The following is a 24,841-nucleotide window of genomic DNA, read 5'->3' on the forward strand; positions in this document are numbered from 1 at the left end:
ATGCAGACAAACATCATTGAACTGATAAGTAACTCATGCGGTTGCAGTCAGACGGAAGCGCAGGAATACCTGGATTCCGAAATCAGATACCTGCGTGAATTGCAGGAAGCGGATGACTTGAGGGGAGACGACATCGGGATGGCGTGCAGCAACCTCGGGCTTGACCTTGATTATCAGGAATATTTTATCAACCGCCTCGCAGGGGCATAAAGACTTATGGCTATGGCTTATTTTCAGAACATACACAGCATGGCGGATCTGAAGAAGGAATACCGCTGCCTGGCATTGCAGCACCATCCGGACAAGGGTGGTGACACTGCAATCATGCAACGGGTGAACACCGAGTTTGAAAAACTGTACGGGATATGGAAAGACAAACCGGATGTTTCAGCGGCTTCAACCGGATATGAACATGACTATCCGGGAGCCACGGCAAAGGAATACACCGAGTACGTGTATAACGAATACCGCTGGAAAGGCCGCAATTACAAGGGACAGCACGCGCCGGAAATCGTGGAACTGGTACGGGCATGGCTCAAGGAGACCTATCCGGGATACAAGTTCTCCGTCAGACGGGAGAATTGCCACTCCATCCATATCCGGTTGATGAAAGCGGATTTCGAGGCGTTCACCAAAGAGTCTGGAAAAGTTCAAGGCGATGTCAACCACCATCATATCCATTCAGACAAATCCTTGACGGACAGGGCAAAAGAAGTAATGATGAATATCTGCGATTTCATCATGTCGTACAATTTCGATGACAGCGACCCCATGACGGACTATTTCCATACCAACTTTTACCTGACGCTCGGAATCGGAAGTTACAAACAGCCGTACAAGGTGGAACCGCCCAGACTCGGCAGCAAAGACAAGCCGGAGGTATTCAAGCATCCGGAAGGTCCGGCACACAAGGCAATGCGCCGGGCATTGGGCAAAGCGCGTTTCGGCTTCATCGAAAGCCGGAAGTATGCCGGGGAAATAATTCTGGGGGAAGACTGTTTCGGCTCACGGGGCGAACTCTATTTTTGGCCGAAGGAATATTCAAGCGCAAAAATGGCCCAAAAACGCATCGACAAACTGGAGGAAGCCGGAATAAGGTGCGAACTCACCGGCTATAACGGAGGATACATCCGCCTGCTCGGGTACACCCCTGAGATGAGAGATTCCCTGGAACGGGAACGTCAGGAGTATGCCGCCGCGTATCAGGCATGGTACTCAAAACAGAATTTGAAAACAATCTGATTCAGGAATTATGGATACAAACAATTTGGACAAGTGGTGGTACGGACTTCCGGAAAACACCAGACAGGCTATAGGAGACGATGGGATATGGGAAAAACTGGATATGCCATCCCGTTCGGCGCTACACCGGTATTCCCTGCTTAGAATTTACGGAACGGCAAAAGACAGGGATGAGGAACGCACGCTGCTCAATGAAATCGCGTGTGGACTGGGCGACCTTGCCCTTGTCCGTAAAAACGGCATCGCGTTGGAGGAAATGTGCAACGGGAACGGGGAATTTTACGATGAATACCAGGAACAGTTCAACATATTATATGACAATTACGGACACATAATAGAAAATATAAGCTGGCCGGACTGGATCGGACATACAATTCCGACAAACAGGGAACTGGTCCGGTTATTGGAACACCACGGTTACAAGCGTATGGAAATCGATACCGACAGAAGAATCCCGAAAACTTTCTATGTTTTCCGTCGTGGGTTGCACATCAACGCAAGCGAGGACTTGTCTTACCACATCATACCGCAACAGGACAGTTTCGGACTGGGGCGTTTTGCGGTATGCGCAACCAAAGACGGTGAAAGCTCCCAACTGGGCACTGACTGTGCCCGGCTCTTTTTGAGGCGCTTCCTTGCCTTCCTGAAGGGTGAAAGAAGCGGGAAAGAGATTATAGATGAAATATTCAACAACCGACAAACTGAACGATAATATGAAAGCAAAAGTGTTCAAGTACAAGTCTGACGGGAATACCGTCGTGGCTCCTTATATGGAACTGGAGCCGTATGCGGAGAATGTATATCTCTCCCTGTCGAGAAAGAACGAAGACGGGAATGAAGACGATGACTGTTTCCATGTGGTCTGCCGGATTGAAAACGTTTATTTTTCCAGCGGGCAGTATTCACGCCGGTTTCTCAAGGGAGAAGGTTGCAGAGAGGAAGCCGCCACCTATTGCAGGAACTGGATCGCGGATACGCTTCAGGATGCGGAAAGAGGAACCTTCGTCAGGTTGATCTCCGTCCGCGTGTTCGAGGCTCTCGGACTTGACGCCACCCCCTTGGTGCAAGCCCGTGAGGCGTACAAAAGGAAGCAGGAACAGAAACGCAGGGAGTGGGAGGAGAAAGAGGCGGAAGAGCGCAGAGCGCGGGAAGAGCAACATCAGCGGCTGCTCGATGAACAGAAACAGAAATTCCTGGACGGGGAACGGATCACGGGAGGAATGTTCCTTGAAATCACCGGAAGGGACGGTTTTGACATCCATATCAGAACCAAAGGGACATTCAACAGGCATGTTATGGGCATAAATAAGGAAGGAACCATCAGTTACCGGAAAATCAAAGGTCACTGGACTCCGGACTTTACCGGATGCCATAAGGCCGTGTCCGCCTATCTTGCGTTCATAACAGAAAAAGAGGGCAAACAATAAATGCTGGCGGTAACGGCCTGCTTCATGCAACTGTTACCGCTGCCATCTTCCGGCCTCACAACTCACGGTTCAGCGCCATTGCCAGCGGAAACATAAACCGGTTATAGGCTTTAAGCTTTTGCAAATTCAGTACATATCCGGCATAGGGATTGGTCAGATCGGTATAGAAGAATACATCGGTAAATCCTGCGTGTTCCTCCACGACTTCACCCTCCAACGGAATCTCCTCCACATTGAACCGCTCCAGAGGCAGTTCTTCCAGACGGGTCTGTTCCGCATTTCCCAACACATTGAGGTTACGGTTAAACAGCACGAATCCTTTCTTCCTGTAATCCACACGCATACCGTACGGACGCTCCACAAGGAAAGCATCCGCCGCTTTCTTTATATAGTTTTCCATAAAACTGAAATTAGAATTGCAAAAATACATCTTTTGTCCGGCAATGGCGAACAAATCAGGAAGAGAATCGCCACAGACCATGCAAAGCACACTACCGTGTATTTTATTTCCCACCCTGCAAAGGTAGTCCCGTGTCCGGTGTACCCTGTCAAGGTCAGGCCCCTTGCGGGGTTGGCTGAAAGAAAATCATCCTCGCCTGACGGCTGCGGTATTTTCTTTCGCCAAACCTTGCGGGTACTGCCACGGGACAGTCAAGCAGGCGAGAAATAAAAATACCGGCTCCCGGAGCCGGACGTGTTTAACAGATAAAATACAATGAATCATGAAAATCCTGAATGAAGAACATTTCGAGAATGTAAAGCGTTATGCCGAATCCATCGGTGACATCTCACTCCAGAAATGCCTGGAACGGTTGAAGAGCTGGGAAGAAAATCCTGACTGTCCCAGCGAAATCTCACTCTACTATGACCATGCCCCGTACTCGTTCGGCTTCACCCAACGCTATCCCGACGGAAGGACAGGCATCGTGGGCGGTCTGCTCTATCACGGAATACCGGACCGTTCTTTCGCCGTGACACTACAGCCGTTCCATGGATGGCAGATACACACCTGATGAGAGGCAAACGACAATATTAACTTTATAAAATTCAATTCAATATGGAAACGACATTGGCAGTAATGGAAAGACAACAGCAGTTTGACTTCCAGAAAAACGGAATTGAAGTGATGAACTTCGAGACACTTCAACGCACCTATAAAGAGAATGACATCTACAACAATCCGGTGCAGGGCATCTACCATTACCAGGTCATCCGGCGCATGATGGACATCTGCGAGAAATACAATCTCGACTATGAGGTGGAAGAAATCTTCGCTGCCCAGAACAGGAACAAGACACAGCCGGGAGTGAGCATCCTCCCGCAGGTTGAACAGACACATGGCGAAAAAGCCGTGGAAGCCCATATCCTGCGCCGTATTTTCGCTACCATCCGGATCAAGGATTGGGAAACGGACGAACTGACCACGACATTGGTCATCGCCTACCACCAGGACGGCATACAGGCAGCCATAGGCCCCTGCGTGCTAATCTGTCATAACCAGTGTATCCTTTCACCCGAGCGAAGCGTCTGCAATTACGGCAAGAAGAAAGTCTCGACGGAAGAGGTGTTCGAAACCGTGGATGGTTGGCTGGCCAATTTCGAGGTGAACATGAACGAGGACATCGAACGCATACAACGGTTGAAACGCCGGATTATATCTATGGAGGAAATCTATATGTACATAGGTCTGCTGACCGCGTTGCGTGTCTCCCACGACAGTTCGGACAGGGACCTCTCATCCTCCGTGGAAACCTATCCACTGAACCAGGGACAGATTTCCATCTTCACGGAAGAGGTGCTTAAACTGGCCATGAGCAAAGGACAGATTACCGCTTGGGAATTATACAATATAGCCACAGAGATATACAAGCCCGGAAAGACAGACTTCCCGGCCCTTATTCCACAGAACGGAGCCATGGCGGAACTCCTGCTTTCCCGTCTGCCGGAAGAGCTGGAAGTACAGGATGCCGTTCAGGTAAACTGACATGCAAGCTTCTCAAACCAAAGAAATAAGGGAGAACCTGACAGTGATAACAACTGAAAGGTTCTCCCTTTTTCAATTACTCTTCAAAAAGCAGCATGAATTCCACCTTCCTTCTCCGTTCGATGCTCGGAACCACTTTCCCTTTATAGCACCTGAAAGAGACATATTCCTTGTAAATATTACGGTCGCCCGACTCCAGTTTCTTCAACAGCCGGCTCTTCGGTCTTTTCCCATATCCTTTTAATCTGTAGGGTCCCACATTATATGAAAGGACTGCTGCCAACAAAGAATCACGTCCCAGATAACTGAACATGCGGCACAACTTACGGAGGTCTGCTCTCAGAATGGAATCGCCCTGTGCTTTTGTAATACCGTTGGTAAACCTCTCCCCGGGAAGAACTTTGTGACCCCACCCGACATAAGGCCAATGCTTTTTCTCTCCATGCCAACCCTCGAATCGCTTGACACACTCGACCGCAAGACTGAACTTGTCCGGACTTGCCTTTACCGGATTCTCCGCCCTTGAAGGCATACCTGAAAAAAAGACCGCAGCGGAAAGCACCGCAAACCATATTGCTTTTAACTTCATCATAGGCAGGACCGGCTTAGTGTCTGACTGTTGTGACCGGCAATTCCTTACTATCCGCAGTCACGACGGAATCCTCGTCCTCCGTCTCGTTGTTGAAGTCAAAAGTCAATTGGCAAAGCTGTGCCGGTTCGCTATTGTCCTCGAAATAGATGTCTATCGTCTGCTGGTCCTCGCTTTCAGAAGTGTAGTATAGCCTGAACACCTCCCTGTCAAGGGGATAGCGGTCATTGGGCAGCAGCACCATCCCGTCATCCATACGGAGCGTACCCTTGCCGTCCGGCTGGAAATATCGGATGGTGTAGCGGGCATCGGAAAACCGTCCCTCACGTTTGAGTTCACACCGTATTTCCACCGTCTCGCCTTTCACAATACGTGTGGGGACAGGCAGGGTCTCCACCTTGAACGGATAGGACTGCTGTACATCCACTTCATCATTGCAGGCGGACAACAGACAAGCCACCAGACCCAGGAACAGGATTGCCGTCATTCCGACCAATCCTCTTTTTTTATTCAATGCATTCATATTCAATCAGATTTTAAAACGTTATACTTAATTCTATTTTTACAGAAACTTGTTTTGCAGGTATTCGTTCAGATCCTTGTATCCTTTGTACAAAGAGGAACAGTCCACTATTTTATCCGCGTAGCGTTTGCGGAGAGCCTCCAGCGTGCGCCGTCCGGCTTCGTCCCGGTCCAGGTAACAGTTGACTCTCTCATACCTGTCAAGAACGGGGAACGAGCGTTCCAGCAATGCCACCGAGTTCAGTACGAGATAGTCGTCGCCACATCCCAATTCGAGTTGCATCCACGAGAGGCAGTCGATAAACCCCTCGAAGAGATTGCAAGTATCCGAACCGTTGTCCATCAGCGAAATGTCTTTCGGGGAGAGACTGGCCTTAAAAAAGCGGTTGCGCACCTCGTATCCACCGCTGACATTCCTGAAACCGATGGCGAAATACCGCTTCCCGTGCAAGGTATACCTGATCTCCTTGCAGTTCGGCATAGCCACATCACCGCTAATGCCACGTTCCGCCAGATAACGGAGCAGGACTCTGTTGTGCAGCGGTCCGGACTGTACCTTCGTGAAACTTTCCTGCCTATGGGAATCCTCCCTGTCATTTTCCCCGGAGCGGAAAACGGTCTTGTGTTCGGGAGCAAGACCGCCCCATATCTCTGTTATGAACCTGGCCTGCGCCTTGAAATCCCCGCTGCCGATAAACTCCCCGGCAAGGGTGAATATGTCGCCTCCCTGTCCGGTACCGAAGTCATGCCATATATCTTTACGGACATTCAGCTGGAACGAGGCGGTGCGCTCCTCCCGGTACGGGGCCAGATACCAATATTCATCCCCCCGTCTTCTTGCCGGTTCATATCCCATCCGTGCCAGAAAAACGGCGATAGGAATGTCTCTTATCTCTTCTATAGTCATAAGCGGTACGGTTTTAATGGATTATGAATTTTACGCCCAGACCGAACTGTGTCGTGAACAGGTCCAGCGAGCTTCCCCACAATACACGTTCCCGGATACCGGCAAGAAGGACGATGCGGTCTGTCAGGTATGCCTCAAGCTCCAGGGTTATCGCGCCGCCATAGACAAACGCATCCTTGGCGAGCAGCGTTGAACCGTCAAACAGCATCCTGTCTCCCCAATTCACGGTTTCATAGCCGGCCAGTGCGGAACCGCCGACCGAGAGGAAGACCGTCTTTGTCGGATCAGACAGGAATTTCAGGTAATAGCCGCCTTCTGCCGTGAACTGCGCACGGGGTACGCTCGCATCCCGATACCCGTAGTTCTTCATCAGATACTCGGCGCCTATGACCCAGCGGTTGGCTTTTGGGGTGTATCCGGAAACGGCAAATCCGGTATAATAATTCAAGGGGGACTTTGAGCCGTTCGCAAATCCTCCGCGCAGTTCCACGCCCTTCATCCCGGGCAGGTACCGCTGGGCGTGCGCCCGCCCTGAAAACAGGGCAAGCGACACGACTGTAACAAAAAGGAACAGATACTTCTTCATGGCTACTTCACTTTAAGTTCGTTGATAACCCCGGCTCTCACGATGTCCTCACTTTCCACGGTGAAGGTCTGGTGTCTGCCACCGCCTTTCTCGTGCATCTCCACCACCAGTACCTTGTCCGAGGGGATGGTGAATTTGTCGAAGACAAAAACGGTGCGCCCGTCCTTTTTTCCCGCGACGGACGTTACATAGTCGTAAGCACGCAGTGGGAATATCACCTGTTCCTGGATGGCGGTACGTTTCATCAGCTTCTTGTCCACAATTTTAAAAGTCACGAAATCCACCTCATAAGGCACGTTGGAGCGGTTCTTTATCTGTGTATGAAAATAAAGCAGGCCGTTGTGCGTATAGAGTCCGCGGAGCAGGTACTGGATGCCGAACGCCTTGCACCCGATATGCTTGATGTGCCGTCTGTTGTCCTTGTGGATGGACTTCGAGATAAGGTGTACCAATTTAGGCGATTCGCAGCCCAATTCCTTCAGGTAGATGTCAAGGGCGTTGTTGGGGCGGTTCACCTCACTTCCGTCATGAATGAAATCCTTCATCTCGATATTTAGCAGCAGCGGCTCTTCCGCATACTTCACATTGAAGGTGTAAAAACTTCCGCTTTCGGTAATCACGGACATGTTGGTCTCCTCACGGAAGTCCTTCACGGTGGCCTTTACACGGATGACATTCTCCGCACCGTCCGCCTTGCCTGCAATGAGGTTCGGAGAACCGAGGTCCACATAACGCACCGATGACGGGAAAATGATGTGCGTGGTCTTTCCATAGGTCACTTCCAGCCCGTATGGAGGTATCATCCTGTCAAAGGTGAGTTTACGGGTCAGACCGTGATAGAGGTCTCCGTCCTCCTCTTTTTGAGGATACACATCCTTGGCCAGTGTGATGGCATTGTTTACCGCCGCTACGCTGTCGGCTTCATTTTGGGCGAAAGCACCCACAGTGCCCCATGCAAGGGCAAGCATTACAAAAAACTTTTTCATGTCGATTGAATTTTAATGGATTGTTATTGATCGTTGTCTTGATAAAGCATCAGGGTATAGCCTGACTTGAGATGCACCTTCTCCTCACGCATCTTCCGGGATATATACTGCGAGACACCTTGTATGGCACCCTTTCCGAGTTCGGAAAGCAGCTGGTCGCCTGCCGACTGGTTGGTGATGGAGATGCTCGTGCCGAGATTCTGCCCCAGATTGGCGGCAACCTCCCTGACAGCGTTAGCCTCCATTGACCCCGGAATGAATATGCCGCCCTGCCCGTCATTGTCATACACGGCAAGTTCCACGGGGATGATGATACCGCCATATTCCACCTGAAGGATATTGACGTGAAGCCTTTCACCCTGTATGCGCCCTTCTCCGGTAAGCAGGGAGTTTTTGGGCAGGATATGCTTCCCTACACGCATCGGCTCCAGCAGTCTCATCCTCACTCCCTGACCGCTGATGACGGTCTGGTCCCCGTGGATGCAGGCCCGGATGGTATTCCTCACGTTTCTCTCTTCTTTATTACCGATTGGCGTGTGGAATCTTTCCGGTTGTGCCATTCCCGTAAGCTGTATAGAATCACTGACCGGTTGCGGCAACGATGATACCACCGGTGTGGAAACCAGTCCCACGGGAACGGCTTTCGCCTTTCCGTTCCGCCCGGGACTTTCATTATCGGAACGGCTGTCCGTATTCACACCGCCATTGCCCGGCATATACCTGGCCGCAAGCTCATAGGATTTTTCCAAGAGAGCCACCTGCTCCTCGTAACCCGGCTGCGCGTTCTGTGTGGCGACCGCCTGCTTGAGTTGTTCCACCTCGGCTTTCAAAGCCTCCTTCTCCGGATCTTCCTGAGGCGACTCGTAAAAGTTGCCGAGCGTCCTGTTGATGTCATTGTAGGCGGAGACGGATGAAGAACAGGCTTCATTCCTTCTGTCACCTTCACGTGAACTGCCATCCTTGGCATCCGCATCCGGTGACAATTCCACGACAGTCCCGGAGTTCCCATCTGCCATCTCGGAGAAATCCTCCAGCGTACGCAGTTTTTCCGTCTGTTTGCGTTTCATGTCAGCCTGCTCATAGGCGGCAATCTTGTCCCCTTCTATGCCCGCTCCCCTCGGATCGGGAAGCTCGGTGTTGAATCCCGCATTTTTTTCCTCTTTCCTTTTTTCCTCTTCGGACGGTGCGAAAATGAGCCACATCGCCCCGAGGAACAGGAGGAACATCCCGGCAAAAACCAGGTATTTCCTGATTTCCAGCCTCTGTTTCAATTTATTGACATCATTACCCATTTTCTTTCTGATTGAATCGGTTAAAAAACTCTTCCATTTCCTGCACCCTTTTATCCGGGAGTGTATCGGCAGGAACGATATCCGGAATTTCCATCGGGGGTATCTCTATGATTTCCGGCCGTACATCCTCCCGTCCGATGTCATGGATGGCACGGAAAATCATATAGAAATTTCCGATGGCAAACAGGGCAGCCAGCACGACAATTGCCGGCACTCTCTTTTCCGGGCTAAGCCCGGAACACAGCTTCCGCAGCTTTTCTTCCACGGATTCCTTGATTTTTACAAACATCTTTTTCATACATTCTGAATTTTAACGGTCATACACTCTTATATCCCTGTTCTCCACCACACGGAAGGCTTCGAGGATGAAGCCGTGCGGATTATTGTCGCTACGGGTGGAGTTCAGCAGCCTGCCCCGCGTGACGAGGCTGCGCTCGGTCACGCTCTTCTCCCTGATAATGGAAAGCTTCGCGTAGGTCACGACCTCATACGGATAGGTATGGAAATCGCACTTGACGCTGTCAATCCCTACACGCTGGTTCACGTTACCGGAAATTATCCGGTTGTAATATCCCTGCTCTGCCAGATCCACATAATGGGCATAGGCGGAACGGTCACTGAGGAACATGGCCCTCCGGATATTGCCTTCAATCGCATTCTTGTCAGGCGAGAGCGTAAAGAACAGTTCGTGGAACCGTCTGACATGCTCCCTTGCCTCTACCGGGCGGTTCTGCTCCAGGTCTTGTGAAAGGGCCAGCATCAGTGACTTGCCTTCATCCAGCACATAGATCTTCTCCCGTTGCGCTTCCGCGAAGCTGTAAGCCTTCCATACGGAAAATCCCACAAGCAGGGTGCATACACACAGATAGACGATTCCGAACAGACGCAGGTGTCGGAAGCTGGTCTCGATATTTTTCAATGATTTGAATTCCATTCTGTAAATGTTTTATACTGTTATTACTTGATAAGCCTGCCGGCAATGTTTCCCACCGCCGCTCCGGCAGTCCCGGCCACCACGGAGCCTGTCTTGGATGCCGCCTGGTTCACGTTCTTTCCATAATTGCCCGCACCGCCTCCGGCCTGCACAATCCAGTTCGATACGGTCGGGATGGTGAAATACCCGATGATGCCGATAATGAGGAAAGTGATGTAAACCCCGTTTGAGCTGTCGGGGATGAAATCCGGGTCGGAAAGCTGTTCGATGTCCCTCTGCAGCATCAATACCTGGATTCTCGCCAGCACGCTGCTGAACAGGTCGCTTACGGGAAGCCACAGGTAGATACTGATGTAGCGGACGAACCACTGGCTGAGAGAAGCCTGGAAACCGTCCCAGCAGGAGATGGCAAAGGAAACGGGACCGAGTATCGAAAGCACGATCAGGAAGAATGTCCTCAGCGTGTCGATGACCAGCGCCGCCGCATTGAACAGGAGTTCCAGCAGTTCGCGGAAGAAATTCTGCACGGCCCTTTTCATGTTGTACATGGCACGGTCCACATACATTCCGCAAGCTTCTATAGCGTCAAACGCGCCCAGCTCGTCCAGCCTGTTGTCAAAAGTCTCCTTGTCGACCAGATAGGCTGTCTCGGGATTCCGTTTCATCGCCTCAGTCTCCAGCTTGTCCTTCTGCGCCCTGTACTCGTTCATGTCAAAGGTCTGCGACTCCAATATGGTATGGGTCCCTTTCACGACGGGCGAGAGGATGCTGTTCAGCGTACCCAGAACGAGTGTCGGAAAGAACATGATACAAAGCCCCAAGGCGAACGGACGCAAAAGTGGAAAGACATCCACAGGCTCGGCACGGGCCAGAGCCTGCCATACACGATACGCCACATAGAAAAGCGCTCCCAAACCGGCAAGGCCTCTTGCCACACCGGTCATCTTTGAGCAGAGCGGCATCATTTCCACATACAGATTCTGTAAAATCTGATGCAGGTTGTCAAAATCTATAGCCAACAATAACATAATGAAAGCGGATTAGGAATAATTACCAATAACGTTCGTTCGGTGAGCCGTAGAGTGCCATCACGCGGTCCAGGTCGTTCCGTTTCTTGGCGCGCAGGTAGGACACCCCGATGTTCTTGTTGGTGTAATACTGTACCAGACTGCGGTTTTGCAACATGTCGTTGTAGCAGCGGTCGATGATATCCATCCTTTCCTTGTCGTTCATGGAAAGCCCGTTCTCGTTGACCACCGTCTTCAAATCGTTCAGCAGATGGGCACTTTCTTCCAGCAGTTTGGTGTACCCCAAAGCAATCGCGCTCAGTTCTTCCGGCGTAAAATACGGGTCGCTGAGCATACGCTCGAAGCTGGTGACATAGATGTCCGTGATATCGCCCACCATCAGGATGGTCTGCTGAACCTTGCGGGCATCGCGGACAAGGTTCTTGACCTTGCGAAGCCCGTCGTAATACTCCTTGCCCTGCCGGTAGATTTTCACGGTTTCCTGAAAACTATTCGCCATATTGGTGGCAGTGGAGGACGTGTGAACGATGTTCTTGGCGGCATTGATGATTCCCTGCGCCAGATTGCCCGGGTCGCTCACTACCCATTGGGCTTTCGCTGTGAGGCTGACAAGGAAACAGCCCATGCACAGCATAAGAATTTTCTTTTTCATGATGTTCCTGTTTTTAATTGTGAATAATTCTGTTAAAAGTCAGATTCCCATTTTCCGTCCTTTGGACGGCGGGTTCCGGAGGATAGGCTTGTGTACCGGTCTCGGACGGTCTACCTCTGCCACTTTTTCTTTCCCGTGTCTGAGGAATGCGAAGAATTCGTCTGCATACGGCCTGCGTCCGGTCATTCTGACGAAACGGGCGTCCAGCTCCCGGTAGGCTTTCTCCGCCTGGCACGAGCGTTCCGTCGCGGAAGCGTTCTTGTCTATGCCGTACTTGGTGAGAAAGTCAGGACTGATATGCAGTATGTCGTGGACGGCATCCGGCGAGGCCGCAATCCGTCCCAAATTCTCCAGTTCCCCATTCAGCTTTTCCAGGTAGAAATCCGGCAGACGGACATCCCCGATGCTTTCCGCTGCCTTTTCCGCATTCCTGCACAGGCGGCTTTCCAATGCCACCCCCTCGTCATATGCCGGTTCCGGTCCGGAACGGTGCAGTCTGTCAAGCCTGTCATAATCATCCGCAAGCCCGTACCTGAGTGCCACATACCGTGAGGGCGGCATAAGATACACAGCCAGGTTGCAGAGTTCCCACACGTCACTCTCTTTCCGATGGAAATCCAGAATCCGTACAGATGACCGTACTTCTTCCGGTGACGGCCGTTCCTGCTTGCTTTCAGGATATACCTTCAAGTAAGCATCCCGCATGAACGTGTGCATGGCGAGCATTCCGTGGACGGAATCGGCTTTTTCGGGATTGACATCCGCAAGCCAGCAACCGTTCTTCTCCATGAAATACGTGTTTTTCAATGCCGTCATCAATTCTGACCTGTCCGTTTCCACCGTTTTTTCCGGTGTCGGGAACAGGTGCGAGTTTGACAACAGGCAGGCAACTTGGGTAATCACATCCTCGGACTTCCTGTACCGCCTGACCAGTTCCGTCAGCTTCCGGTACTCCTTTTCCCGGACGAACTTTCTTATCTGTTTCATCACTTCCGTCAACTCCTTGAGGCGTGGCTCGTCCAGATAGCGGCGTTGCTGTTCTTTTATCCATTCTTCCATTCCCATGATTCATGATTGTTTTTCGGTTTCCATATGATTTCAATCCCTATCACTTGTTTCGCTTGCTTTCTGCCAACTGCTTGATGGCAAGTTCGATGTTGCCACCGATTCTTTCCGTAAGCCGCATAAGTTCAAGTTTCTCGGTTTCTTCAGTAGTGTAGCATATGTACTCCTCAAGTGAGACTTCCGTGGCATAGACCGCCGACTGCGTACCGCCCAGACCAATCCAGACTTCCTTGTACTTTCTGGACGGATTGTTCGCCATATTGATGGAAAGTATCTGTGCCCGCTCCTTGTCGGTCAGACCGAGCAACGCTTGGATCTCATCGAACTTGTTCATATACTTGCGCTGGTCAAGCAGAATCTTACAGTCACTATTATTAATGATGGTACCCTTGACAATCGGAGAAGAAATGATGTCCTCCACTTCCTGGGTCACGACCACGGCCTCGCCGAAAAATTTTCTGACGGTCTTGAAAAGATAGCGGATGTAATTGCTCATATTGGCGGATGCCAATGCCTTCCAGCACTCTTCGATAAGGATTATTTTCCGGATACCTTTCAACTTGCGCATCTTGGTGATAAAAGTCTCCATGATGATGATGGTGACAATCGGAAGCAGCACTTTGTTATCGCGAATGTTGTCCAGCTCAAAAACGATGAAGCGTCTGTTCAGCAAGTCCAACTGCTTGTCGGAGTTGAGCAGGAAGTCATATTCACCGCCACGGTAATAGGGTTCCAGCACATTCAGGAATCCCCATACATCAAAATCCTTCTCACGGGTTCGCTTCTCTTTCAGGATATCCTGATACTCGTCACGGATAAATTCATAGAAGGTATTGAAGGAGGGTTTTATGCTGCTGTCCCTGCGGATTTTCTCCAGAAAGAGATTGACCGCATTGGATAGCGCCACTTCCTCGGCACGTGTCGGCGGCTCGTCGTCACGCTTCCACAGGGTAAGGATAAGCGTCTTGACGGATTCTTTCTTCTCGATATCGAAAATCCCGTCTTCCACGTAAAAAGGATTGAAAGCTATCGGGTCTTTTTCTTCATAAGTGAAATAAATCCCGTCCTCGCCGTGTGTACGCGCATGGATAAGGCTGCACAGTCCCTGATAGGAGTTTCCGGTATCCACTAACAGCACATGCGCACCCTGCTCGTAATACTGGCGTACCATGTGGTTGGTGAAAAAAGATTTCCCGCTGCCCGAAGGGCCGAGGATGAATTTGTTCCGGTTGGTGATTGTGCCGTTCTTCATCGGCAGGTCGGAAATATCCAGATGGACGGGTTTTCCGGTCAGGCGGTCCACCATGCGGATGCCAAACGGAGAGAGCGAGTCCTTGTAGGAGGTTTCCCCGATGAACAGGCACAGGGCCTGCTCGATAAAGGTGTGGAAACTCTCCTCGGACGGGAAATCTCCGGCATTGCCGGGTATCGCCGCCCAGAACAGGGTCGGCACATCCACCGTGTTGTGGCGCGGTTTGGCTTCCATCAACGCCAGTTGGCTGCCCACATCGTTCTTGATGCGCTTGAGCTTTTCCCGGTCATCGCTCCATGCCATGACATTGCAGTGCGCACGGATGGAAACCAGCCCCTTGCTGTGCGCCTCGTTCAGATACTCCTCAATCCATTCGCGGTTGATCTGGTTGGAACGGCTGTAACGGGAAAGCGAGTGCATGTTCCGGGCGGTCTGCTCGAACTTCCTGAGAATCTCCGCCGAATCGTCGATGAAGAGGTACTGGTTCACGATATGGTTGCACGTGAGCAGGACGCCTATCGGTGCGGCAAAGGACAGGCGGCAGTCGCTCCGGTCTGTCGAAAGCCGTTCATACCGGCAGTCGGTGGATACGTTTGACGGCAGGTCTTCCGGATCGGAAAGCGTATGAAGGCAAAGGTAATTGTCCCCGACCTTCATTTCCCCTGCACCGAGAGACAGATCCTGCAAGCAGGTGGTGTCTTCCTGGGACATGGAAAAATATTTCTCTATGATGCCGGCTGAATTCTTGGTTCCGATAATTTCCTCATCCGTCAGGCGGATGATACGGATCAGACCGCTGTCGTTCACGATGCGCTCGAACTGCCCGCAACTTTCCATAAAACGGGTAACGGTTTCCTTGTCCTGCATCTCTTTGGGAATGATGAATCCCCGTGTAAGCGCGTTGAAACTGCTGGTTGTCCGGCTGTGCTCTTTCGTGGTCTTCGTCAGGAAAAGGTAACAGGTGTGCTGCAAGTACGGCCGTTCGTTGAAATGCCGCTCGAAACTGCGGCTCAGAAAACTCAGGTCTTCCTTGCAGATGTCCGGCCTGTAACCCTCTTCGATGAAGAAGTCCTGCTTATGCACGATGCTGTAGTTCGGCAATACCTTGACCGCCTTCGCCCAGGTGGAGTGCATGGACTCGTACTCGGCCCGTGTCAGCGTGAAGAGTTCCGGCAGTTCCACCCGGTATGCCACGGTGATGTCCGCATCCTTGCTGATGATGCAGCCGTTCTCCACGGCCAATAACGGAAACTTGCTTTCCAGCGTGGCTGTTTTCATTACGTTTTTCATGCCTTTCTGTTTTTAATAGTTGAAGAAAACAACCGGAGGAACTTTCTCCGGCTGATGATGTAGCGGGGATGGCTGCGCAGCGCATGGAGTTTCATAAGCCCCCATTCGCCGTATTTCGTGTTCATGCTGAAGGTCGCCCAGACCAGCACCAATGCGGAGATGACCCCGAAACCGATGCAGACCCACTGGCCTATGCCTGCCATGTACATGATGACGAACACCACGAACAGGGCGAGCAACCCTCCGGCAAAGATGAACAGGTACTGGCTCTTGAGTCCCTTGAACTCCGGGCTGCGACCGATTCCCTTGTTGACAGGATACTTCGCCATATTACAGGAAGAATGAACGTAAGATGGTGGCAGCCACAATCAGGAAGATACACGCACCGAACCAGCTGGCGGCGGTCTTTGAAGTGTCCGGGTCACCCGACGAGAACTTGGAATATACCTTCACGCCCCCGATAAGGCCGATAACGGCGCCGATGGCGTAAATCAACTTGGTTCCGGGATCGAAATACGAAGTGACCATGTTGGTCGCTTCCGAGATACCGGCGATACCGTTGCCTTGGGCGAAAGCCCCCATTGAAACCAGCAGCGTCATGGCTGCCAAAAAGAATCTTTTTTTCATGTGTCGAAACTTTTAATTGGTGAGACAAAAATGATTTCGACTGCGAATATATAGTGCTTAATCCATTGATTTACAAACTGTACGACTTGTGACACCTTATGACGTCACGTTACATCGGCAAGGGGTTTTCAAGCATTCAAAAAGGGTTTTCCCGGCAATATGAAACAGTAAAAACAGGGATAAGGAGAAAGCGGCATTTCATTTCTTCCGGCAAAGGTAGCCCCGTGTCCCGGGAAACCCGGCAAGGCGGCCCTGCGGGCTGGTTGCCGTGAAATAATCATCCTCGCTGCGCTTGCGGTATTTTTTCACGGCAAGCCTTGCGGGATTCCGGACCGGGGCGGAAAAGCCTTCAGGAAATAAAATACCGTTCGGTTTGAATGGATATATGTAAAAACAAAAAACAGAAGATAACATGGAAACAAGAAACAATCAGACAGTGGCTTTCACGGGACACCGTAAGGAACGTATTCTGCAAGGGTCCGGAAACGATTCCCGGATACTTGCACAAATCAGGGAAGCTGTGACCGGAGTGGTAACAGAACTGTACGGGCAGGGATACAAGGAATACTACACCGGGATGGCCAGCGGATTTGATATGACTGCTGCGGAGGCGGTCTTGCAGGTCAGGGAGAGATACGAAGATATCAAGCTCATAGCGGCAGTACCTTTTCGGAAACAGCCCTTGTGGTTTGAAGCGGAAGACCAGCTGTTGTATGCCCGTCTGTTGGAAAGGATGGACCGGGTGGTCATGGTTTCCGAGAATTACCACAAGGGCTGCTACCTTCGCAGGGATGAATACATGGTGCGTAAAGCGGATACAGTCATAGCCTATTGGGATCTTGTACCGAAAGGGGGAACATTCTACACGGTGAACAAGGCGTTGGAAAGCGGAAAGTCGGTCATCAATCTTTATGAAAGGATGAAATAGCGGCTGTCTGTATTGGAATGGAAAAGCGAAGTGTGAAAGCCGGTCGGCCTTCACACTTCGCTTCTTTTCATATATACATTACCTATTCCTCAGAACCGGAAGAGAGGGCACGCTGTTTCCTCCGTTCCTCCTTCTTCGCTTTCTGTTGCTTCTTCTTGACCTCCATTTCAGCCATAATCTGCTTTAAGGGCTTGACCGTTTCCGGGTTTTCACGCTTGAATCGTTTGAAATAGATACTTTCAATGAACTGCGGAAGCGGGGCTTTCCATGCCTCCTGCTTGTGGTTGTCTATCTTGCCGAGCTTGTCGGGGTTCAGACCCAGTTCACGGGCCATCTGTACCTGCTTGTCCGAAAGGCGGTGACGCTTCTGCGCCACCATCCATTTTTCCAATATCGCTTTTGTCATTGCCATCGTTCATTTTTTTTGCAAAGATAGAATTTTTGCATTGATTTCTCTTAAATACTTGTTTGTCAGCATTATCTTATAGTCCATACCTGTTGGCGGAATTAAATTATAGGTATAGGCGTTTAGTGCGCACTAACTTTATGGATTTTGCCTACTTTTGCAGGCATGGAACAACGCGATAAATTCAAAGGAGTGGAATCAATCAAATTTTATAGTCGTTTTACCGATGATGCCTCATGCCTTGAGTACTTGTCCTCGATAAAGTGGGCAGACGGCTTCAAATGCAAGAAATGCGGTCATACCAATTATTGCAATGACAGATATCCCTATTCTCGCCGTTGTACACGCTGTAAGTATGACGAGAGCGTTACCAGCGGAAGCATGTTCGACAAGATAAAATTCCCGCTTGTCTACGCTTTCCACATAGCCTTCAAAATATCGACAAAGAAGAAAGGGATGTCCTCTTTGGAACTGGCGGAAGAATATTGTATGCGTCAGAAAACCGTATGGGAATTCAAGCGTAAGATACAGAAAGCCATGCGGAGCAGCGGTAATTATCCTCTTAAAGGAGAGGTACATGTCGATGAGTTTTATATCGGAGGAGAAGAGGAAGGAATCATTGGACGAAGCACGGAAGGCAAAAAGAAGCTTGTGATAGTCGCGTTGGAGATTGTCCGAGACGGCGTGGGACGTGCGTATGCCCAAGTGATAGATGATGCTTCGGCAAGTTCTTTTCGTCCGTTCTTCGACAGATACATATCAAAGGACGCAAAAGTCATAACCGATGAATGGTCAGGCTACCTGCCGTTAAAGAAAGATTATCCAAAATTGGAGCAACGCCCTTCGGATAAGGGCAAAGGGCATCCACAGATTCATATTCACATCATGAACATAAAGGGATGGTTGCGTGGAATACACCACCATTGCTCCAAAGAGCATCTTCAAGGATACCTTGACGAGTATCATTTCAGGTTCAACCGCCGTAATAATATGGACACAATCTTCGATATGCTACTTCGTCGAATGATTTGTCAAAAGAAAACTGACTGATAATCAGCTGTGAATGTAGTGCGCTCTAAACGCCTATACCTATAAATTATAAAAGATTTATGTTTAAAAAGTTGTGCATATTGTTGATATTTAGTAAATTAAAGGTGACTAAACTTTTAATAGACAAATATCGTATGCACAACTTATATGCAATATTCGCAAAATTACTGAACATATGCAAGCAAATTGCCGGCAATTTAGTCAATGAATCCGGGAATGTACCAAGACGAGGAGTCGTCCCTAAATTCTCAGACCTTGAAGTAGTGGCTTTGAACATGGCATCAGAGGCTGTTGGTATTGACAGTGAGTCGCTGTTGTTTGCAAAGCTACAGGAATATAGGGTTGAAATACCCAACCTTATTTCCCGCCGACAATACAATGACAGGCGTAAAATAACTTCCTCCCTATGTAATGCAATCCGAGAAAGAATGGTTTCTAAAATGGATGGTGGTGAAGACTATTTCTGTATTGATTCGAAACCGATAGAAGTATGTCGTATTGCCCGTTCCAAACGTTGCAGTATGGGAAAGAAGGATTTTAGAAAAGCACCTGGGGTAGGATACTGCGCATCACAAAGCATGTATTATTATGGGTATAAACTCCATGCAGTCTGCTGGTTAAGTGGTATCATCCATTCCTTTGACCTCACTAAGGCAAGTGTGCATGACATTCATTACCTGAAGGATGTGAAAGTGGATTATAGTAATTGTACAGTCATAGGGGACAGAGGATATATAAGTGCCCAAGTGCAATTGGATTTGTTTGAAACTGCCAATATCAGATTGGAGGTACCATACAGATGTAATCAAAAAGAATGGAAGCCAACATTCCCAGCTTTTGCCAAAGCGAGAAAAAGAATTGAAACCCTATTCTCGCAATTGTGTGACCAGTTTATGATTATAAGGAATTATGCGAAAGATACAGATGGATTGTTTGCCCGGATTATTGGGAAGATTAGCGCACTTACAATCCTTCAATATATTAACTACAAAAATGAAAAGCCTATTGGCAGAGTTAAATATGCGCTATTTTAATTCCGCCAACAGGTCATGCTAATAAAACTATATAAAGTTTTCGTTGTCGGCACAGAATGTAGCCGTGCATACCACCTTGCCTGTTCCTACGTTCGTAACCTGGAAGGTGTAATCCCCTTGCCAGGCCTCGCTTTTGAGCGAATCGAATGCTTTCCGGCAAGCCTCGTAAACCTGTTTGTCACATTCTTCTATCGTACCTTTCTTGGTGAAGAGCTTGCCGGTGATACCGAGGGCTGACTGGAAGGCGTTCTCTATTTTCCCCATCTCTTCGAGAAAGTCGGGGTGTGAGGCCGACATGCTGGAGAAGCCGTAGGTGTAAGTCACTTCCGTCACAGGATCGTCATCATCGCTGCAAGCGGTGAAGGTGAAAGTAAGGATGGCGACAGCCATCATCGTCAGCAGTGCTGACATTTTTTTGATTGAACTTTTCATTTTGATTTATTGTTTTTGAAATTTACAATACTTCGGTAAATTTTTACCGAAAAATTAAAAGTTAAACAATAGAACCGGCAAAAGCTGGTTCGAAAACACTAAAGAGGTCATTGAAATGTTGTCAAAAACGAATGGTTAAGCATGAAGAAATGTACTGAAAAAAGAGTGCTAACCTGCTGATAATAAAGGTGGAAAGTATTGCATAATTCGTTGATTTTTAGTAAATTAGAAGTCTCCCAACTCTTCTGATTATGACTAAAGAAACACTCCTTATGCAATACCAATCCGAGTGCCTATCGGCTCTCAAATCAGTCGTGAATATACACAAACCTTTTGAAAAAACGTTCATGGATGCAATGAAATTATTCATGGCCATCCCTGATCGTATAAACTTCCTCCAATTGGGTAGGTATGGACGTTTTTCGGAACAGACCTACCGTAACCTTTTTGAGCATGAAACTTTCGACTGGTTTGCGTTCAACGGCTCTATCATCAGCAAGCATCTCACAGGTAAAAGAAAAGCCATCGCCATCGATCCTTCCTATATCTCCAAATCAGGCAAGAAGACACCTTGGATAGGTTACTTCTGGTCTGGTTGTGCAGGAGAGTACAAGCGTGGATTGGAAATCATGGGCATCGGTGTCATAGACATCGACAACCATGAATGCATGACTTTAGGTTCCATTCAGACACCGGATTGTAAAACCTTGGATAATATGGACAAGAACCTCGTTGACTGGTACAGCAGCTATCTTATCAGTAGAAAAGACAAGATACAGAGCATATCAAGAACGGTGGTTGCAGACGCATTCTTTTCCAAGGAAACATTCATAACGCCTATGTGTGAGAACGATTTCCATGTCATCAGCCGCTTTCGGAATGACGTAATCCTGTACTATCCGACATTGGAACAGAAAACAGGAAAACGTGGCCATCCAAAGTGGTTTGACGGAAGAATCGACTTTGCCAATCTGGATCTGACCCGGTGCAAGGAATACGAGGTGAACAAAGGAAAGCTATACGGATTGAGGGTATATGCAAAAGCTCTCAAAAGGTATGTTTCCTTAGCCATCTGGTATCCGATGGACGGGAGGACAGACAAGTGGCAGCTTTACTTCTCTACAGACGATTCGATGGATGGACGGGAGGTTCTGGATTATTACAGAACCAGGTTCCAATTGGAATTTTGAGAGATGGTAAGCAACATGCAGGAATCACCAACTGTCAGTCAACCGACTTCAGAAAGTTGGATTTTCACTTCAATGCATCGCTTGCTGCTGTCAACTTGGCCAAAGCGGCATGTAAGAGGCTCGGAATAACCTATTCCATATCCTCCTGCAAGTCTTTTATACACAATGCTTATATGCTTGAACGATTTATTTGCGTGTTCGGGATTAACCCAGACATGCAAGTTATTGACAAACTTTTCAAAGAACTCATTTTATTTACTGCCAGAGCCGCTTAGGCGTGGCTATTTTTTAACGAACTATTGAATTTATAAATTCTGACATATTGGCTGAATAAAGATTGCCATAGTTTTCAGCATTATACACCATAACATGGCTTCCGACAGTATTGATGAACAGCCGGTAATAGAGGTCGCGCATAGCCACCTCCTTGTTATCGGTTATTTGTTCGATAAAGGTGGAGGTGAAACGGTTGCTCATCCACACTTTCATCTCTGAATTGAAGACATCAGCCTTGGATGTTTCGTCGCCGTTGGCCGCAGTGACGAACAGCATCCCGGGGATGCCCTCGCACTGCTTCATCACACCGCCCGAAAAACAAGCCTCCACCATCATGAGAAGTTTACGGTAACGCCTTTTGCGGTTCATATCCTCAAAAACAGAAGACAGTTTATCGCCTGTCATGGCGTAAGCTTCCTCATCCCAACACATGGCCCCCGGCACACCGTGTCCGCTCCAGAAAACGAACAGGTTGTCGTTCTCAGTAGATTCGATTACCGTGGGCAGTTTTTCGCTTTTTTCGCCACTGAGAATGGCAAGTATATCTTTTGTATTCAACGATGACATACGATAATCAATCTCTACATTTTCGTATACATTGTTTCCCCCGATAGTCACCTGTATGACTCCCTTGTTGGGATTTGATATATTATCGGCTATGTCATCCTCGACAATGAGAATGATACGGTCGTCGGTATATCCGGCTTGTCTGAGCTGCTGATAGATAGCGAGCACATCTGCCTGATGGCGGTAATTGGTCCATTCCTTGGAGGAAGCGACAAGGAGTGCCCAGTTGCCGGTATGTGCAGGGTAATTGAATTCTCCTGAATTGTCGAAATCCTGCATCCGGGAGGCTTTCCAGTTCCAACCGGCAAGTGTCGCATCGTGCGGTTCCCCCCGTCGCTGGTGTTATAGTCAAGGATGATGTACTGTCCGTTGTAAACCTTGAAATTATAGTAAGTGGTGGCAAGTACATTGGTAAACACCTTGGCATCGAACCTTAAATGTCCTGACGCTCCACGGACATAGGGCGACTTTCCGGCAGCGAGCGCATCCACCACAAGCCCCATATCCTCACCTGTCCAGCTGCCCATGTTCAAGCCTTCACCCGAAACAACGGCCCTTAATGATTTCTGTAACGACAACTCCGGTCTGAACTGCTGGTACCATGCGGCATAGCCGATGAGCATAGCGGCATCGTAGAGCTGAGATTCTCCAAGAGTAGGCGTAGCATTGAAAAAGGTCCTGTAACTTACGTCAAACCCCGACTCAGGGTCGGCACCAAATGCGACTCCCTCTATGCCTTCGGCGGCATCACCGTGAATCTTGAGTACATCCGCACCGTAGGCGGTATCCGAAAACAACATCCGCGGTACACTGCGCCCGTTCAGACTTTGTGCTTTATGCGCTTCAAGCATCGGCTTCATCTCTTCTATTTCAGAGGGGATACATATCACATACTCTGCACCTGACTGCATGGCTTGGCGAGACACATCAGCTATATTGTCAGAGGTGTAAGCATAGCATCCCATGTTTTCCAAGCCCAGTTCGCGTGCTTGAAATGCGAACCAGTCAATGAACGTTTGTCCGTAACCGTCGTTCTCCTTGACCAAAAGTGCCACACTTTTACCCTCATAGTTAATCACCTTGGAGAGAAGCACCTCACATTGCGTAATGTCGGTCTCGGTCATCGCCCAAAGATAGCCTGTCGATGCGTATGCACGAACCAGTTGTTCGGCGGTGGCGAGAGTGAAGAATGTTTTGCCCACAATAGTCAGTTCCGCCGCGAGGATTGCCGCATTGGAAGAATACAGCCCGCCGATTACGGCATACACCTCGTCGTTGAATGCCAGCGACCGGGCAAGTTCCCGCACATCGGTCTTTGCCTCATCGTAGTATTCAAACTTTAACCTTATACCCGCTTCGTGGTTCTTGAATGCACGCTCAAAGTTGGTTGTAAACATTCCCAATGTCCTTTTCCAATGCACATCAAGCCCTTTCTCCATGGGAAGCACCACGGCAACAACCTTCTCTGTCCACTGCTTGTTGTCAGGAGACAGGGAAGGCTCATCGTCCGAACAGCTCCACAGACCAATCAGGCAGAGGAGCGGTGCAATAAGTTTAATAACCACTTGTTTCATAATACTCTTTCTCAAAAATCATAGCCTGAGGGCGCATTCCATTGACTAAGCTGCTGAAATCATTCACGTATCGGGGTGCGACCAGCCAGTCGGCATACCCGCTTTCAAGACCGTAAAGTTGGTTCTCCGGCATATCCCCTGTGACGACCCATTCCGTCAGATACCTGTAAATCAATTGGTCAATATGCTTAATGACCGAACCCGTAATCCGGTTGGAGAGGCTTGACTGATCGATGTCCATACCTGCAAGGTACGGTGAGACCTCAAATTCACGGGAGTAGCGGTATATACCGGCGTTGGAGCCACCTGCCACCGGAAAGATGAAGTCGTAATCAACCGCCCAATCGCTCATTTTCCGGTAAGCGAGCGAAGCCGACACATATCCCGTCCAATCATCCGCCAGATACTCCACATCGCAGTCGCTGCCATAGCCTGCAATAAAACCGTCCTTGGCTATGTTGATGGGGCTGTCGGTATTATTGGCAAGCAGCACCAGAGGTGTCATCTCAGAACATTTTCTTGCACATACTCCTGCAAGGTATGAAGCCCCGAACATCGAAATCTGGAAGGTATGGATGTTCTCGTCCTTATACTGTTTCCGGCTTTCAAAAAGCAGAATACTTTTGTTGGGTGTCAAGTCGTGTTCTGCCAGATAAAGTTCCGCCATTGGCTCATAATCACTGCTACCTAATACAAAAAGCACGGGTATGCTGCTTTGGGGACGTTCAAGCCAGTCCGCAAAAATTTTCTCAGCCTCTTGCAGGGATTCCGGGGAGTAGATATAGATGTCTATATCTCCGTTTTCCATCTTGAATCTCTGAACACCCTCAAGTATACGGTCATTATAGCTCATGTCACCCAATCCCCCCGGAGAGAAGAGAAAAACAATCTGTGGTGCCGGAGATTCCGGCTCCAACTCATCGGTATGATTACAGGATGACAACGCTCCTGTTACCAGGAACGTTGTCATTGCCAAGATAGCGCGGAAAGTATTGTGCATA

31 protein-coding genes are annotated in these 24,841 nt (G+C 49.3%); 11 read left to right on the top strand and 20 right to left on the bottom strand.

Annotated features, from left to right (window positions below; translation table 11 throughout):
• From D8S85_RS15110 to D8S85_RS15125, 4 genes are read left to right on the top strand one after another with little or no spacing between them, the layout of a single operon-like run.
• Positions 1–210: a hypothetical protein gene (locus tag D8S85_RS15110; RefSeq protein WP_004309362.1), complete on the top strand. Its 210-nt coding sequence runs from the start codon at positions 1–3 to the stop codon at positions 208–210.
• A gap of 12 nt (positions 211–222) precedes the next feature.
• Positions 223–1,242 (top strand): LPD29 domain-containing protein, encoded by a 1,020-nt coding sequence (locus tag D8S85_RS15115; RefSeq protein WP_005680487.1) that lies wholly within the window; start codon positions 223–225, stop codon positions 1,240–1,242.
• 10 nt (positions 1,243–1,252) lie between these two features.
• Positions 1,253–1,954 carry a hypothetical protein gene (locus D8S85_RS15120; protein WP_004309364.1) on the top strand — a complete coding sequence of 234 codons (702 nt, stop codon included), beginning with the start codon at positions 1,253–1,255 and terminating at the stop codon, positions 1,952–1,954.
• Position 1,955: 1 nt separating this feature from the next.
• Positions 1,956–2,669, top strand: a complete 714-nt coding sequence (locus tag D8S85_RS15125) for a hypothetical protein (RefSeq protein WP_127075771.1) — start codon at positions 1,956–1,958, stop codon at positions 2,667–2,669.
• Between the two features lie 55 nt (positions 2,670–2,724).
• Here the strand turns inward: D8S85_RS15125 and D8S85_RS15130 are convergent, their stop codons facing one another.
• Entirely contained in the window at positions 2,725–3,069 is a 345-nt protein-coding gene (locus tag D8S85_RS15130; RefSeq protein ID WP_005680486.1) for a hypothetical protein, read from the bottom strand.
• Positions 3,070–3,391: 322 nt separating this feature from the next.
• Here D8S85_RS15130 and D8S85_RS15135 point away from each other — a divergent pair, with 322 nt between their 5' ends.
• The gene (locus D8S85_RS15135; protein WP_004309367.1) at positions 3,392–3,682 is read left to right on the top strand and encodes a DUF4120 family protein; all 291 of its coding nucleotides are present in this window, start codon (positions 3,392–3,394) and stop codon (positions 3,680–3,682) included.
• A 44-nt stretch (positions 3,683–3,726) separates the two neighbouring features.
• Positions 3,727–4,653, top strand: a complete 927-nt coding sequence (locus D8S85_RS15140) for a hypothetical protein (protein ID WP_004309368.1) — start codon at positions 3,727–3,729, stop codon at positions 4,651–4,653.
• 76 nt (positions 4,654–4,729) lie between these two features.
• Here the strand turns inward: D8S85_RS15140 and D8S85_RS15145 are convergent, their stop codons facing one another.
• Genes D8S85_RS15145 through D8S85_RS15210 form a run of 14 tightly spaced genes read right to left on the bottom strand, consistent with a single transcriptional unit; the run spans position 4,730 to position 16,383 of the window.
• Entirely contained in the window at positions 4,730–5,245 is a 516-nt protein-coding gene (locus D8S85_RS15145) for a glycoside hydrolase family protein (protein ID WP_004309369.1), read from the bottom strand.
• Positions 5,246–5,258: 13 nt separating this feature from the next.
• A complete protein-coding gene (locus D8S85_RS15150) occupies positions 5,259–5,765 on the bottom strand; it encodes a DUF3872 domain-containing protein (protein ID WP_005680476.1) in 507 nt (168 codons plus the stop codon).
• Positions 5,766–5,804: 39 nt separating this feature from the next.
• The gene (locus D8S85_RS15155; RefSeq protein ID WP_005680475.1) at positions 5,805–6,671 is read right to left on the bottom strand and encodes a toprim domain-containing protein; all 867 of its coding nucleotides are present in this window, start codon (positions 6,669–6,671) and stop codon (positions 5,805–5,807) included.
• Positions 6,672–6,684: 13 nt separating this feature from the next.
• Positions 6,685–7,257, bottom strand: coding sequence for a conjugal transfer protein TraO (locus tag D8S85_RS15160; RefSeq protein WP_127075344.1), 573 nt, complete (start codon positions 7,255–7,257; stop codon positions 6,685–6,687).
• Positions 7,258–7,259: 2 nt separating this feature from the next.
• On the bottom strand, positions 7,260–8,243 hold the full coding sequence (gene traN, locus D8S85_RS15165; protein WP_005680473.1) for a conjugative transposon protein TraN: 984 nt from the start codon (positions 8,241–8,243) through the stop codon (positions 7,260–7,262).
• Between the two features lie 23 nt (positions 8,244–8,266).
• On the bottom strand, positions 8,267–9,535 hold the full coding sequence (gene traM, locus D8S85_RS15170) for a conjugative transposon protein TraM (protein ID WP_004309374.1): 1,269 nt from the start codon (positions 9,533–9,535) through the stop codon (positions 8,267–8,269).
• Positions 9,528–9,833 (bottom strand): TraL conjugative transposon family protein, encoded by a 306-nt coding sequence (locus D8S85_RS15175; RefSeq protein WP_004309375.1) that lies wholly within the window; start codon positions 9,831–9,833, stop codon positions 9,528–9,530. The genes traM and D8S85_RS15175 overlap by 8 nt, the downstream gene beginning before the upstream one ends.
• A 12-nt stretch (positions 9,834–9,845) precedes the next feature.
• Positions 9,846–10,469, bottom strand: coding sequence for a conjugative transposon protein TraK (gene traK, locus D8S85_RS15180; RefSeq protein ID WP_004309376.1), 624 nt, complete (start codon positions 10,467–10,469; stop codon positions 9,846–9,848).
• A gap of 23 nt (positions 10,470–10,492) precedes the next feature.
• The gene (traJ, locus tag D8S85_RS15185) at positions 10,493–11,497 is read right to left on the bottom strand and encodes a conjugative transposon protein TraJ (RefSeq protein ID WP_008765484.1); all 1,005 of its coding nucleotides are present in this window, start codon (positions 11,495–11,497) and stop codon (positions 10,493–10,495) included.
• Positions 11,498–11,519: 22 nt separating this feature from the next.
• Positions 11,520–12,149, bottom strand: a complete 630-nt coding sequence (locus tag D8S85_RS15190) for a DUF4141 domain-containing protein (RefSeq protein ID WP_005832139.1) — start codon at positions 12,147–12,149, stop codon at positions 11,520–11,522.
• Positions 12,150–12,188: 39 nt separating this feature from the next.
• Positions 12,189–13,214: a hypothetical protein gene (locus D8S85_RS15195; protein ID WP_117589903.1), complete on the bottom strand. Its 1,026-nt coding sequence runs from the start codon at positions 13,212–13,214 to the stop codon at positions 12,189–12,191.
• Between the two features lie 43 nt (positions 13,215–13,257).
• Positions 13,258–15,756, bottom strand: a complete 2,499-nt coding sequence (locus tag D8S85_RS15200) for a TraG family conjugative transposon ATPase (protein ID WP_127075346.1) — start codon at positions 15,754–15,756, stop codon at positions 13,258–13,260.
• Positions 15,753–16,085 carry a DUF4133 domain-containing protein gene (locus tag D8S85_RS15205; protein ID WP_005832146.1) on the bottom strand — a complete coding sequence of 111 codons (333 nt, stop codon included), beginning with the start codon at positions 16,083–16,085 and terminating at the stop codon, positions 15,753–15,755. The genes D8S85_RS15200 and D8S85_RS15205 overlap by 4 nt, the downstream gene beginning before the upstream one ends.
• 1 nt (position 16,086) lies before the next feature.
• On the bottom strand, positions 16,087–16,383 hold the full coding sequence (locus D8S85_RS15210; RefSeq protein WP_005832149.1) for a DUF4134 domain-containing protein: 297 nt from the start codon (positions 16,381–16,383) through the stop codon (positions 16,087–16,089).
• A gap of 412 nt (positions 16,384–16,795) precedes the next feature.
• On the opposite strand from D8S85_RS15210, the gene D8S85_RS15215 reads away from it, so the two are divergent.
• Complete coding sequence (locus D8S85_RS15215) at positions 16,796–17,311, top strand: SLOG family protein (RefSeq protein WP_005832151.1); 516 nt, start codon at positions 16,796–16,798, stop codon at positions 17,309–17,311.
• An 82-nt stretch (positions 17,312–17,393) separates the two neighbouring features.
• Here the strand turns inward: D8S85_RS15215 and D8S85_RS15220 are convergent, their stop codons facing one another.
• Positions 17,394–17,723 (bottom strand): hypothetical protein, encoded by a 330-nt coding sequence (locus D8S85_RS15220; RefSeq protein WP_034522578.1) that lies wholly within the window; start codon positions 17,721–17,723, stop codon positions 17,394–17,396.
• Between the two features lie 159 nt (positions 17,724–17,882).
• Here D8S85_RS15220 and D8S85_RS15225 point away from each other — a divergent pair, with 159 nt between their 5' ends.
• Together D8S85_RS15225 and D8S85_RS15230 are read left to right on the top strand one after the other, a co-directional pair.
• On the top strand, positions 17,883–18,767 hold the full coding sequence (locus D8S85_RS15225) for an IS1595-like element ISPrsp1 family transposase (RefSeq protein ID WP_009017594.1): 885 nt from the start codon (positions 17,883–17,885) through the stop codon (positions 18,765–18,767).
• Positions 18,768–18,826: 59 nt separating this feature from the next.
• Entirely contained in the window at positions 18,827–19,801 is a 975-nt protein-coding gene (locus D8S85_RS15230) for an IS982-like element ISPrsp2 family transposase (protein WP_005832156.1), read from the top strand.
• A 27-nt stretch (positions 19,802–19,828) separates the two neighbouring features.
• On the opposite strand, the gene D8S85_RS15235 is transcribed toward D8S85_RS15230, so the two are convergent.
• A complete protein-coding gene (locus tag D8S85_RS15235) occupies positions 19,829–20,233 on the bottom strand; it encodes a hypothetical protein (protein WP_005832157.1) in 405 nt (134 codons plus the stop codon).
• Positions 20,234–20,484: 251 nt separating this feature from the next.
• Between D8S85_RS15235 and D8S85_RS15240 the strand changes: the two genes are divergently transcribed.
• Both D8S85_RS15240 and D8S85_RS21565 read left to right on the top strand, forming a co-directional pair.
• Positions 20,485–21,423, top strand: a complete 939-nt coding sequence (locus D8S85_RS15240) for a hypothetical protein (protein ID WP_117589814.1) — start codon at positions 20,485–20,487, stop codon at positions 21,421–21,423.
• A complete protein-coding gene (locus D8S85_RS21565; protein WP_034522580.1) occupies positions 21,420–21,698 on the top strand; it encodes a hypothetical protein in 279 nt (92 codons plus the stop codon). The genes D8S85_RS15240 and D8S85_RS21565 overlap by 4 nt, the downstream gene beginning before the upstream one ends.
• 13 nt (positions 21,699–21,711) lie before the next feature.
• Here the strand turns inward: D8S85_RS21565 and D8S85_RS21965 are convergent, their stop codons facing one another.
• Genes D8S85_RS21965 through D8S85_RS15250 form a run of 3 tightly spaced genes read right to left on the bottom strand, consistent with a single transcriptional unit; the run spans position 21,712 to position 24,840 of the window.
• Complete coding sequence (locus tag D8S85_RS21965) at positions 21,712–22,434, bottom strand: C13 family peptidase (RefSeq protein ID WP_240648692.1); 723 nt, start codon at positions 22,432–22,434, stop codon at positions 21,712–21,714.
• A complete protein-coding gene (locus D8S85_RS15245; RefSeq protein ID WP_240648694.1) occupies positions 22,356–23,840 on the bottom strand; it encodes an ABC transporter substrate-binding protein in 1,485 nt (494 codons plus the stop codon). Before D8S85_RS15245 ends, D8S85_RS21965 begins: the two co-directional genes overlap by 79 nt.
• Positions 23,821–24,840 carry a BMP family ABC transporter substrate-binding protein gene (locus D8S85_RS15250; protein ID WP_005832166.1) on the bottom strand — a complete coding sequence of 340 codons (1,020 nt, stop codon included), beginning with the start codon at positions 24,838–24,840 and terminating at the stop codon, positions 23,821–23,823. Before D8S85_RS15250 ends, D8S85_RS15245 begins: the two co-directional genes overlap by 20 nt.
• Position 24,841 lies beyond the last annotated feature (1 nt).

It is taken from the genome of Butyricimonas faecalis, assembly GCF_003991565.1.
Taxonomy (GTDB): domain Bacteria; phylum Bacteroidota; class Bacteroidia; order Bacteroidales; family Marinifilaceae; genus Butyricimonas; species Butyricimonas faecalis.